At 60.4% G+C, this 326-nt stretch carries 1 pseudogene; it reads left to right on the top strand.

The features are described 5' to 3' along the window. Positions 1–326, top strand: a pseudogene (locus ACODTO_RS29585) (hypothetical protein); the annotation flags it as partial.

The raw sequence follows: 326 nt of genomic DNA, 5'->3' as shown, positions 1-326 counted from the left end.
CGCCGGTGTCGACACAGTCGACTATTCGGGCTCGACTGCCGGGGTAAACGTTAATATCCGTCTCGGCGCGGGAACCGCAGGAACGGGCGGAGAAGCCGAAGGCAGTATTTTAACGGGCATCGAAACCGTCATAGGCTCCGCCTTCAACGACGTCCTCTCCGCCGGCCCGTACACCACAGCCACAGGGGTACGGTTGGAAGGGGGAAGCGGCGACGACATCTACAACATCGGCATGGGATACACACCCACTATCATCGAACAGGCCGGTGGCGGCAACGATGAAGTCCGTGTGTCTGTGATCAATCCGAGCGGCACCATCCTGGCTG

Source organism: Pseudomonas sp. FG13 (genome assembly GCF_057809755.1).
Note: the sequence above shows the minus strand (reverse complement) of the source record. Positions and strands in the feature narration are given on the sequence as shown.